The 11,104-nt window shown below is 74.8% G+C and carries 11 protein-coding genes and 1 tRNA gene; 5 read left to right on the top strand and 7 right to left on the bottom strand.

Annotated elements, in window-relative coordinates; translation table 11 throughout:
• Positions 1-91: 91 nt before the first annotated feature.
• The 3 genes from ACFY2K_RS41545 to ACFY2K_RS41535 form a co-directional block, all read right to left on the bottom strand.
• The gene (locus ACFY2K_RS41545; RefSeq protein WP_387717993.1) at positions 92-787 is read right to left on the bottom strand and encodes a tyrosine-protein phosphatase; all 696 of its coding nucleotides are present in this window, start codon (positions 785-787) and stop codon (positions 92-94) included.
• Positions 788-874: 87 nt separating this feature from the next.
• Positions 875-1,636, bottom strand: coding sequence for an SDR family oxidoreductase (locus ACFY2K_RS41540; RefSeq protein ID WP_387717990.1), 762 nt, complete (start codon positions 1,634-1,636; stop codon positions 875-877).
• Positions 1,637-1,646: 10 nt separating this feature from the next.
• Entirely contained in the window at positions 1,647-2,864 is a 1,218-nt protein-coding gene (locus ACFY2K_RS41535) for a DNA glycosylase AlkZ-like family protein (protein WP_375895171.1), read from the bottom strand.
• A 112-nt stretch (positions 2,865-2,976) separates the two neighbouring features.
• On the opposite strand from ACFY2K_RS41535, the gene ACFY2K_RS41530 reads away from it, so the two are divergent.
• The 4 genes from ACFY2K_RS41530 (at position 2,977) to ACFY2K_RS41515 (ending at position 6,545) form a co-directional block, all read left to right on the top strand.
• Complete coding sequence (locus ACFY2K_RS41530; protein ID WP_380528783.1) at positions 2,977-3,729, top strand: DNA polymerase beta superfamily protein; 753 nt, start codon at positions 2,977-2,979, stop codon at positions 3,727-3,729.
• Between the two features lie 48 nt (positions 3,730-3,777).
• Positions 3,778-3,850 (top strand) — tRNA-Lys (locus tag ACFY2K_RS41525).
• 1,009 nt (positions 3,851-4,859) lie between these two features.
• A complete protein-coding gene (locus ACFY2K_RS41520) occupies positions 4,860-5,627 on the top strand; it encodes a BTAD domain-containing putative transcriptional regulator (RefSeq protein WP_375895176.1) in 768 nt (255 codons plus the stop codon).
• Between the two features lie 339 nt (positions 5,628-5,966).
• A complete protein-coding gene (locus tag ACFY2K_RS41515; protein ID WP_375895178.1) occupies positions 5,967-6,545 on the top strand; it encodes a flavodoxin family protein in 579 nt (192 codons plus the stop codon).
• 113 nt (positions 6,546-6,658) lie between these two features.
• On the opposite strand, the gene ACFY2K_RS41510 is transcribed toward ACFY2K_RS41515, so the two are convergent.
• Genes ACFY2K_RS41510 through ACFY2K_RS41495 form a run of 4 tightly spaced genes read right to left on the bottom strand, consistent with a single transcriptional unit; the run spans position 6,659 to position 10,379 of the window.
• Positions 6,659-7,582: an alpha/beta hydrolase gene (locus ACFY2K_RS41510; protein WP_380528785.1), complete on the bottom strand. Its 924-nt coding sequence runs from the start codon at positions 7,580-7,582 to the stop codon at positions 6,659-6,661.
• Entirely contained in the window at positions 7,579-8,001 is a 423-nt protein-coding gene (locus ACFY2K_RS41505) for a lipocalin-like domain-containing protein (RefSeq protein ID WP_380528787.1), read from the bottom strand. Before ACFY2K_RS41505 ends, ACFY2K_RS41510 begins: the two co-directional genes overlap by 4 nt.
• On the bottom strand, positions 7,998-9,170 hold the full coding sequence (locus tag ACFY2K_RS41500) for a DUF6081 family protein (RefSeq protein WP_387717983.1): 1,173 nt from the start codon (positions 9,168-9,170) through the stop codon (positions 7,998-8,000). The genes ACFY2K_RS41505 and ACFY2K_RS41500 overlap by 4 nt, the downstream gene beginning before the upstream one ends.
• 60 nt (positions 9,171-9,230) lie before the next feature.
• Positions 9,231-10,379, bottom strand: a complete 1,149-nt coding sequence (locus tag ACFY2K_RS41495; RefSeq protein ID WP_380593476.1) for an acyl-CoA dehydrogenase family protein — start codon at positions 10,377-10,379, stop codon at positions 9,231-9,233.
• Between the two features lie 248 nt (positions 10,380-10,627).
• On the opposite strand from ACFY2K_RS41495, the gene ACFY2K_RS41490 reads away from it, so the two are divergent.
• Positions 10,628-11,104 (top strand): flavin reductase family protein, encoded by a 477-nt coding sequence (locus ACFY2K_RS41490; protein ID WP_375895191.1) that lies wholly within the window; start codon positions 10,628-10,630, stop codon positions 11,102-11,104.

The raw sequence follows: 11,104 nt of genomic DNA, 5'->3' as shown, positions 1-11,104 counted from the left end.
CGGGCCCGGCCGCTACGGGATCCTGGAACCGAGTCCGTGCCGCGCCAGTGAAAGCCGGACAGTTGGGGGGATTCCCCTACCGAACACCCTCTCAGGCCGAGAGGTTGGCCCGGAGGGCGGCGAGCTCGGCCTCGGTGGTGCCGTGGGCGGCGAGGTAGGCCGGGACGGTGCCGTGGTGGGTGCGGATCCAGCCGAGGGAGGAGGCGAGGAGGGCGGCGTCGACCGGGCGGGAGACCCGCTCGGTGCCGGTCTCGTCGACGTACGGGGTGGGGCCGTCCTCCAGGCCCAGGCCGGCGTTGGAGCGCAGGAAGTCGGCGGTGATGTCGGCGTCCGAGGCGCCCAGCAGGGACTGCAGGACGGCGACGGTGAGGCCGGTGCGGTCCTTGCCGACGGCGCAGTGCACGATCACCGGGACGGCCTCCGGGGCGGCCAGCCGGCGGATCACGGCGGCGAGCGAGGGGCCGGCGGTCCCGGGCATGAAGGTGTAGAGCGCGGCCTGGTCCTCGGGCCACGGCCGGGTGAGGTCGCCGCGGTCGGCGGGCAGCGTCGGCAGGTTGAGGGACTCGTGGTCGAGGCCGTGCCGCTGGTCCGGCCAGACCTCCAGCTCGAACGGGCTGCGCAGGTCGATCACCGTCCGCAGGCCGAGCTCCTTGAGCTTCCGGGCGCCCTCCTCGGTGAGCGTGTGGAGGGAGCCGGAGCGGTAGAGGACGCCTCGGCGCAGGGCGCCGATCCCGCCCGCGTCACGGAAGTTGCGCACACCGGGGATGTCGATGAAGGCAGCGGTCATGGCCCCCACGGTACGGGCGCGGACGGAGCGGGGGGAAGGAAACCGGAGAGGACCGTTCGCCGAATCCCCGCCCCCGGGCCGGGGCCGTCAGCGCCCGCCGGAGACCTCCAGGAACGCCCCCGTGGTGTACGAGGCGGCCGGGGAGAGCAGGAACAGGATCGCCTCGGCGACCTCCTCCGGCTCCCCGCCGCGCCGCATCGGCAGGCCCGGGGCGACCCGGTCGACCCGGCCCGGTTCGCCGCCGAGCGCGTGGATGCCGGTGTGGATCAGGCCCGGGCGCACGCAGTTGACCCGGATGCCCTCGGCCGCGACCTCCAGCGCCAGGCCGCGGGTCATCGAGTCCACCGCGCCCTTGGCCGCCGCGTAGTCGACGTACTCGTTCGGCGAGCCGATCCGGGAGGCGGCCGAGCCGACGTTGACGATCGCGCCGCCGCGCCCGCCGTGCCGGGTGGACATCCGGCGGACGGCCTGGGCCGCGCACAGGAACGGGCCGGTGATGTTCGCCGTCCAGATCCGGTTCAGCCGCTCCTCGTCGATGTCCTCCAGTCGGCACTGCCGCTCCAGTGTGCCCGCGTTGTTCACCAGCGCGGTGAGCGGGCCGAGTTCGACGTCCACGGTGGCGAACAGCCGCTCCACCTCGGCGCTGCGGCCGACGTCCGCCCGGACGGCGATCGCGGTGCCGCCGTCGGCCCGGACGGCGTCCACCACGGCGGCGGCCGAGGCCTCGTCTGCCCGGTAGTTGACGCACACCCGGTAGCCGCGGCGGGCGGCCAGCAGGGCGGTGGCGGCGCCGATGCCGCGGCCGGCGCCGGTGACGAGCAGGACTCCGTCGGTGCTGGTGGTCGACATGGGCCGTACGCTACCCGGCCGGCCACCCCCGCGCGGCGGCCGCCCGCAGCGCGGCGACCTTGGGCGCGCGGCTCCTCGGCGAGTCGAGGCCGAACCCGCGGGCGTCGCCCAACTCGTCCCGGACGTACGCCTCGGTGCGGGCCACCGCGGCGCGCAGCGCGTCGTCCGGCGGGACGAAGGACTGGTGGACGATCTCGGCCCGCTCGGTGTCGTACTCCCACAGGCCGACGATCCGGCCGCGGTCCAGCACCAGGTGGGTCTGCGGGTCGGCCTCGCCGCCGAAGGTGCGCCCGGCCCGGCCGGCGGGCAGCGGGCGGGCGGCGTCGGCGGGATCGAGCAGCCGGGACAGGTCGCGGTGCAGCAGGTGGATGCCGTCGATGCCGGCCAGCAGGGTGTAGTGCGGCTCGGCCGGCCGCTCGAACCCGGCGAACTCCTCGGCGAGTTCGGGCGGCAGCAGCAGTTCGGAGCCGGGGGCGAGCGGCACCGGGCCGGCCTCGGCGACGGCCCGGCGGGCGGTGGCCGCGGAGAAGCCGGAGAACCAGCGGAAGTGCCCGAGGGTGGCCGGCCCGGCCCAGGAGAAGTAGCGGCGGGCGAGGTCCACGGCGTCCCCCGCGACCGGCTGGTCCCAGCCGACGTAGCCGTAACGCTGTTGGTCCAGGCGGCCGTTGACGGGCACCCGGCGGATCCGGCCGCGCGACTGCAGCAGTCCGAGGGCGAGCGGCAGGGTGGTGGCCAGGCCGCGCTTGCGGCCCGCCTCGCCGAGCGGCCGGACGGCGTCGCCGACCGCCTCCCGGATCGTGGTCGGGTCCAGCGGCCCGCCGTCGGAGAGCGCCCGCTCGATGGCCAGGCAGAGCTGCTCCACCTCGTCCCGGCCGACCCCCAGGTGCTTCGCCGCGGCCGCCAGTTCGCCCTCCGGGGCGGCCGCGCCGACCGCCAGCCCGAGCGTGAAGTCGGCGGCCGGCAGCAGGTACGTACAGCCGCGGGCGGACGGCAGCTCGTGCACCGCCAGGTCGGCCACCGCCGCGTCCACGGCCGCCCGGCCCAGCCCGGCCCGGGCGAACAGGCCCAGGTACGGGGCCGCGCCGCCGACCGAGCGGGCCCAGCCGGTCGCGGCCAGCACCTCGGCGGCGGACGCCCCGGGGTGCGGGCGGTCCAGCCACTGCCGGTGCGACCACCAGGCCCGCAGCTTCTCGACGCCGACGGCTTCCGGGCGGGGATCGTGCTCCATGGGGCCAGTATCGGCGGCCGGGCGGGCCCCGGACCGGAAATCGCTCGCCCGGCGCGGCCCGTTCCGGAGAGGATGCGGTACCCGGCAGAACCGGTGATCGAGAGGAGGACGCATGACCGACACACCCGGCACCGTGCTGCTCTCCGGCATCGTCGGCTCCACCGCCTACGGCTTCGCCCACGCCGGCTCCGACGTCGACCGGCTGGGGCTGTTCGCCGTCCCCACCGAGGAGTTGCACGGCCTGCACCGCCCGGCCGAGTCGCACGTCACCACCGGGCCGGACGTCACCCTGCACGAGGCCGCCAAGTGGTGCCGCCTGGCGCTGTCCTGCAACCCGACCGCCTCCGAACTCGTCTGGCTGCCCGAGGACCTGTACGAGAGCGCCACCCCGCTCGGCCGGGAGCTGGTCGGGATCCGGTCGTCCTTCCTCAGTGCCCCCGCCGTCCGCCGGGCCTATCTCGGGTACGCGGACCAGCAGTTCCGCAAGCTGCTGACCCGTGACACCACCGACCCGGCCACCCGTCGGCGGGCCGCCAAGCACGCCCGGCACCTCGTCCGGCTGGTCGAGCAGGCCGTCCGGCTGCACCGCACCGGCCGCAACCTGATCCGGCTGCCCGACCCCGAGCGCGTCCGCGAGCTCGGCGAACGCATCGCCGACCGCCCCGCCACCGCCGAACAGCTGCTCGCCGAGGCCGCGGACCGCCTCGCCGGCCCCGGCGTCCTGCCCGGGGCCCCCGACCCCCGCCCCGCCGAGGCCTGGCTGCGCCGCGTCCGCGCCGCCCACTACGCGCCGCCCCGGGACGCGCCCCCGGCACCCGGCGCGCCCACCCAATCCACTGGCGGAGCCCTGGGGCCCACCGGGTAGGATCACCGTGGCCCTCTCCACCCGGGACTCCCCGGGGCGCGGGGCCGCGGGCCACTAGCTCAATTGGCAGAGCTGCGGACTTTTAATCCGTAGGTTCAGGGTTCGAGCCCCTGGTGGCCCACCGTTCGGACCCGGGGAGGATGCCATCCGACCTGGGTCTTCTTCATTCCCCCGGCGCGATCGCCGCAATTCCTGACCGTGTGCAGCCAGCGGTGCGACCGCGCTGCGGCGGTGTCGTGACCGTGCCGCGGCCGCGACTGCGGGCCGATGACAAACGGACGTTGACGCGACATCAGTTCAAAGGTCGCGCATTCGGATGTGAACATGCCGGGAAAACACCCTCGCGGCGCGGCCCGAACCGGTGTGCGGTGGTCCGTGACGCGAGGCCAATCAGCTGATGTGAATGGGAAGTTCGGCGACCCTCGCCGTCGGTCGGCGAATACCGTCCGTACCCGTCCGGGAGGGGCGCGAAGGAGTGCGGAGGGGGCGCCCGAGCAGCCGGAACGGACGTTCGGGCGGGTCGGCGCAGAGAGCGTGGACGGCCGGTTGTCGAGCCCCCGGATCTTGTGACGTTGGTCACGCCGGAGCGCGCGAATCGGAGGGGGGAGTTCGGCCGGATCCGCGGGGTGGTGTACGTACGGTGACCGGGGAGGGGTGGGGAATCCGGGGGTCGGGGCGCCCGCCCCGGAGGTGTGGAGGGGTCCTCAGCACGGCTGATGCCGACGGGGCGGAATCGACGGGGCGAGCGACGGGCCGGGTGGAATTGCGGTGGGTAGTCGTGGCGATATCCGGAACCCGTCCCTCTATTTTTTCTCGATTGCGGTGAATCGGGCGATATAGCAGGGATGTGTGCTTCGAGTGGCATGCTGGTACGGGGGAAGGACGCGCCGGAGTGAGGGTCTAGGAATTGGCGTCGCGTCGGTTAATATGCCAATCAGTGGTCATCATCGAAAAATGACCGACGGCCGGGGTCGGCGGACTCGGCATCCTCTTGCGGCGGTGATTGAACCGACTTAGGGCAACGAGCCGTTCAGTCGCCGCGTAATCGACACCTGGCAGCTCACGGGGGGGACATGCTGGAAATCGCTTTTCTCGGGCCGACGGTAATTCGGTTGAATGGTGAATCAATCTTGCCCAGTGCGGGGAAGCCGCGTCAGCTGTTGACGCTGCTCGCCCTGCGGGCCGATCGTGCCGTCCAGGTCCCGACGCTCATGGCCGAGATCTGGGACGAGTCCATCCCGCGCAGCGCCGCCACGACGCTGCAGACGTACATCCTCCAGCTGCGCCGCAGGATCGCCCAGGCGCTCGGGGAGGGCGAGGAGCGGGCGGCCGGGAGTGCCAAGGACGTGCTGGCCACCCGCTTCGGCAGCTACCAGCTCACCTGTCCGGTCGAGAGCAGCGACCTCAGGGAGTTCGACCGGCTGGCGGCCCGGGGCCGCGACGCGATGGAGCGGAGCGATCCGCGGACGGCGTCGGCCGAACTGGCCTCGGCGCTCGTGCTGTGGCGCGGACCGGCCTTCGCGGACGTGACGGTCGGGCGCTCGCTCGAAATGGAGACGCTGCGGCTGGAGGAGGCGTTCCTCCAGGTCCAGGCGCTGCGGATCGAGGCGGACCTCCAGCTCGGACGGCACTCCGAGCTGATCGGCGAGCTCCGGATGCTCACCGCGCAGCACCCCATGGACGAGGGCTTCTGCGCCCAGTTCATGACCGCGCTCTACCGCTCGGGCGGTGCCTGGCGGGCCCTGGAGGCCTACCAGCGGCTGCGTCGGACGCTGGACGCCGAACTCGGCGTCGAGCCGTCACCGCGGCTCCAGCGGCTGCACCTCGCGGTGCTGCGCAACGAGCCGCTGCGGGACGCGCCCGGCGTGGGCGCGGTGCCGATGCGCCGCGCGGGCTAGCCGACCGCGGCGCAGCGGCGGCGCAGCGGCGGCGGGGCGGGACACGGCGGGGCGGGACACGGCAGGGCGGATCGGCGTCGGGTAGCGGCCGATCCGCGGGCCGGGCCCGCACGGGGCCGCGAAGCCGACGCCGGAGAAACGGGAGCCCGGGACGGCCGAACGGCCGGCCCGGGTTCCGGCCGTTCGCCCCGAACGGCCGGCTGCGGCGGAAATGCGTCAATCCTTTCGGGTAGGTCGGACCGGACCAAAGGCTAGTACCCACTCCTCCATCGGACTGCGAGGCTATTCCGGGCGCCGCCGAAAAGGGCGGGCCGAGGTGTGAATGGTGGAGGAGCGGATATGACTGACGGCTCGATTTCCGTTGCGATTGCGTACCACAGTGGTTACGGGCACACCCAGCGGCTGGCCGAGGCGGTCCGGGAGGGTGCGGCGGGTGTGTCGGGCGTGACGGCGGAATTGATTTCGCTGGAGGAACTCGGCGACGAGGCGTGGCAGAAGCTGGACGCGGCCGACGCGATCATCTTCGGCTCGCCGACCTACATGGGCTCCGCCAGCGGGAAGTTCCACGCCTTCGCGCAGGAGAGCAGCGGTCGCTGGTACGCCCAGACCTGGAAGGACAAGATCGCCGCCGGCTTCACCACCTCCGGTGCGCTGAGCGGCGACAAGCTGCACACCCTCCAGTACTTCACGCTGCTCGCGGCCCAGCACGGCATGCACTGGGTCAACCTCGACCTGCTGCCCGGCAACGGCGACGACGAGCTGAACCGGATCGGCGGCTGGCTCGGTGTGATGGCGCGCTGCCCGGGTGACGCGGGGCCGGAGGAGCTGCCGAAGTCCGACCTGCTGACCGGTGCCCACCTCGGGCAGCGCGTCGCCGAGCACGCCGCGCTCCTGCGCCGGGCACGTACCGCCGGCTGATCCGGTCGCAGGCGCGTCGGCCGGACCCCCTGAGCCGGCCGGACGCGGTGGTGGCCCCGGGCAGTCGCGACTGCCCGGGGCCACTGGCCCGTCCGGAACGCCCCGCGCGGCGGTCAGTCGAGGAGCCCCCGCCGGAGGACGGCGAGCTGCTCGTCGACCATGCGCCGGGAGACGGCCGAGTCGATGCCGATCGAGGCGTGGAACGTTCCGGGGTAGTGGACGAGTTGGGTCGTCACCCCGGCCCGGATCAGCCGGAGCGCGAAGTCGAGGCCCTCGTCCCGCAGCGGGTCGTACTCGCACACGCCGACGAAGGCGGGCGGCAGGCCGGCCAGCTCCTCGGCGCGGGCCGGTGCGGCGTAGCCGGAGGCGGGGGCGCCGCCCAGGTAGTGCCGCCAGCTGAGCTCCAGGTTGGGCCGGTCCAGCATCGGGGTGTCGGTGAAGGCCCGGGCGGACACCGTCTCCAGCCGGTCGTCGAGCTGGGGGAACAGCAGGTAGAGGAAGCGCAGGGCCGGGCCCCCGCGGTCGCGGGCGAGCAGGGCGGCGGCGGTGGCCAGCGCGCCGCCCGCGCTGTACCCGGCGGTGCCGATCCGGTCGGGGTCGACACCGAGCGCGGGCGCCTCGGCGGCCAGCCACTCCAGCGCCGCGTAGCAGTCGTCCAGGGCGGCCGGGTACGGGTGTTCGGGGGAGAGCCGGTAGTCGGGGGAGACCACCAGGGCGCCGACCCGGTCGGCGATCCGGGTGGCGGCGATCTCGGGGGTGTCGAGGTCCCCGGTGACGAAGCCGCCCCAGTGCGGGAAGAGCAGGGCGGGCAGCGGGCCGGGCCGGTCGAGCGGCCGGTAGGTCCGGACGGTCAGCTCGGGGCCGCCGGGCACCGGGACGCGGCGGTCGGCCACCTCGACGGGGCGCTCGGGCCGGTAGGCGGTCTGGGCGGCCATGATCGCGCGCATGGTGGTCCGCGCGGCCTCGGGGCGGCGGTAGTCGGGCGGCCGCAGGCGCGGGACGAGCGGGGCGAGTTCGGGGTCGAAGGCGTAGCTCACGCGGTGCCCCCGGTCGTACGGGACCAGGTGAGCACCCGGCGCTCGGACGGGCCGCCGGCCGCTCCGGCCGAGCCGGCGAGGGTGAGCACGTCACCGGTGAGGGTGAGGTCGCGCAGCTGCCGGCTGCCCACCATGTACGGGTGGGAGCTGACCGCGACGTCGTGGACCACCCGGGTGCCGGGGGCACCGTCGTCCTCGACGAGGTGCCAGCTGCCCGCGTACCCCATGAAACGGCCGGGGCCGGCCGGCGGGCCGTCGGTGCGCATCATGCTCACCGACACCCGGCCGTCGGCCGAGTAGATCAGCAGGCCGCGCGGTGCGGGGCCGAGCGGGCCCTCGCGGAACCCGCCGTCGTCCTCGGTGAGGTAGGAGTCCAGCTGCCACCCGCCGACCAGCAGCTCGGCGGTGGTCGGGCTCACGCGGCACCGCCCGGGGAGCGGCGGCCGGAGACGGTGAAGCCGCCGACCCGCAGGGCGGTGCCCTGGCCCCACAGCCGGCTGCCCGGCAGGGCGGCGTCGTCCACGAAGCGCTGCGGGGCGGGGGTGTCGACGGCCGGGTCGAGGTAGTGGTCCGCCTCGGGGGTCAGCCGGACCAGGCCCGAGCCCGGGCGGCCCGCCCGCGCGGCGTCCAGGATGTTGAACATCCCCAGGCCGAAGGCGAGTTGGCGCGGCGCCACGAGCTGTTCGGTGCCGCCGTGGTCCAGCAGCATGTGCCGGCGGCCGGCCGGCAGCCGGTAGCCGATCCGGTCCACCCGGAACACCTCCCGGCCGTCCAGGTACCAGGTCGCCAGGCCGCGGGAGCGGTCGTAGGCGATCCGCAGCAGGTGGCTCTCGGACGGGCAGCGGCGGGCGACCGGCACCGCGTAGAGGAAGGCGGCGTAGTCGCCGAGCTGCGGGCGGTTGTGCGGCAGCCGCTCGTACCCGGCGTAGATCCCGCGGTCGGTGAGGAAGAAGTCGAAGGCGACGCCCGTCTCCAGGTCCTGGACGGGCATCGCCGGCGCGGCCAGCCGGAGGTCGTCGGCCGGGTCGAGGACGGCGGCGCCGAAGGGGTGGCCGGCCATGCCGTAGGAGGAGGCCGACAGGACGGCCTCGCCGGAGAGTTCGGTGTCCGGCTCGGCGTCGAAGCCCAGCACGCCGGAGGCGGCCTGGTGGTTCGGGTAGGCCAGCCACTTGACGTGGTCCATGCTCCCGGGGAAGCCGCTCGGGTCGTTCGGGCCGACGGTCATGGCGAAGGCGGGCTCGCCCGTCCCCGGGTTGGTGGCGCCGGAGACGACCGTCAGGCCCCGGCGGTCGGTGGTGGCGACGCCGTCGCGGCCGATCGTGGGGCCGAACGGCAGGAACGCCCAGCGGGCGCCGGGCCCGTCGGTCGAGAAGCCGTTCGCGAAGTCGTCCCGCCAGAGCACCCGGCGGCGCGCGGCCGACCCGGCGGCGTCGGGCTCCGCCGTGCCGCCGGCCGGATCGGACGCTCCGCCGACCGGGTCGGCCGCGGCGGTGCCGACCAGGCCGGTGGCGGCCAGGGCGGTGCCCGCGAGGGCGGTGGTGGTCAGGACGGTCGTGGAGCGCAGGACCTGCCGCCGGCTGACGGTCATGGGGTGTCCTCCTGTGAGGGGTCGGGCCGGTGAAGGGCCGGCCGGTGAGAGGCCGGGGAGTCAGAGCGCGATGACCTGCCGGGAGAAGGCGACCGACGCGGACTCCACCTGGAGGCCCTGGTGGCCGGCCAGGGAGTTGACGTCCCGCCAGAAGCGCTGCAGCGGGCTGCGCACGGACTGGCCGGTGGTGCCGATGGTGCGGAACAGCCGGTTGACGACGCCCACCATCGACTCGGTCGCCATCGCGCAGTCCCGCCAGTTCCGCATGGTCAGCAGCGGGCTCAGCGCGCCGGCCGCGTCCGCGGTGCGGGCGGCGCGTTCGAGCAGCAGCTCGGCCGCGTCGATCTCGGTGGCGCTGCGGGTCAGCGTGACGTCGTAGGAGGCCCGGTTGAAGGCGGGCATCCCGGCGTGCGCCTGCCGCGGCCCGGCCGCCGCCGCCCTGATCTTGGGCGTCACGGAGCCGGTCCACGCGGCCAGCGCGCCCTTGGCGGCGCCCAGGGCGGGGGTGGCGAACATCATCGTGGTGGCCTGCATCGGCACCGCGTGGCAGGGCGCGTCCGAGTCCGCGGCGCGGCCGGTGAAGAGGTCCTCGCGGCTCATCGACCGGGCGTCCGGGACGAGGACGTCCTCGACCGTCACGCTGTTGCTGCCGGTCGCGGCCATGCCGACGCTCTGCCAGGTGTCCTCGGTCCGCCACGCGTCGCGCGGCACCGCGAGGACCCGGGCCTGCGGCTGCCCGCCGTCCTCGGCCGGCACCATGGCGGCCAGCAGCGCCCAGTCGGCGTAGTCGATCGCGCTGACGAACGGCCAGGTGCCGTCCAGCCGGTAGCCGCCGGGCACCCGGCGGGCCGTGCCGAGCGGCGTCAGGGAGGCGACCAGCAGGGCGTCCGGGCCGTCCGCCCAGACCTCCCGGCAGCCGGCGGCGGGCAGGTGCGCGGCCATCCGCGACACGTGGGCGGAGAGCGACGCGCACCAGGCCGTCGCCGTGCAGCCCTCGCCCACCGCGCTCACCGCGCGGTTCAGGTCGAGGAAGGTGCCCTCGTCGCCGCCGCAGGCCTTGGGCACGAAGTGCCGGGCGAAGCCCGCCGCGACCAGCGCTCCGGCCACCTCGGGGTCGAGCCGGCGGGCGGCCTCGGCCCGGTCGGCGCGCTGCGCCGCCAGTGCGCCCGTCTCGCGGGCGGCCGACACGAGTTCGGACGTCAGGTCCATGGTGGTTGCTCCAGGGTCGGGACCGGCCGCAGCCGGTCGGGCGGGCGGCTCCCGGAACGCTCTCCGCCCGGGTTCGAGGACCGCTTGAGCCCGGCTGGAGCGTCCGGCCGCCGCCCGGACCCCCTCGATCGGGGTTCGAGCGGCAATCGAGGCAGCGCCCGGAGGCTGTACGTCGTGCCCAGCCCGCCGTCGGCCGGACGGCCCGGGCGGCGCGCGTGACGAATCGGGTTCGAACGGGGCGGAGTCGGATGACAGACCAGTTCAAGGACGTGATGGCCCGGTTCCCGACCGGGGTCACGATCGCCACCACCACGGACCGGGACGGGACCCCGCACGGCCTCACCATCAGCTCGTTCTGCTCGGTGTCGCTGGAGCCGCCGCTGGTGCTCGCCTGCGTGGCCAAGTCGGCCACCTGCCACCCGGTGTTCGCGCGGACGGGCCGCTTCGCGATCAGCATCCTGCACCAGGACCAGTCCGACCTGGCGCTGCGCTTCGCCGACCGCACCGCCCGCAAGTTCGGCGGCGGCGGCTTCCTGCGCACCGACCGCGGCAACGTCGTGGTCGCGGACGCCCTCGCCACCCTGGAGTGCACCGTGCACAGCCGGCACGACGGCGGCGACCACACCATCCTGGTCGGCGAGGTGGTCGGCCAGACGCTCGCCGCCGAGGGCGCGCCGGTGGTCTACGTCGACCGCAGGTTCGCCGCGCTGGCCCCGACGTCCTGA

This window comes from Kitasatospora sp. NPDC001309 (assembly GCF_042896295.1).
Taxonomy (GTDB): domain Bacteria; phylum Actinomycetota; class Actinomycetes; order Streptomycetales; family Streptomycetaceae; genus Kitasatospora.
The sequence above is the reverse complement of the archived record's forward strand: the minus strand, read 5'-3'. Positions and strand labels throughout refer to the sequence as shown.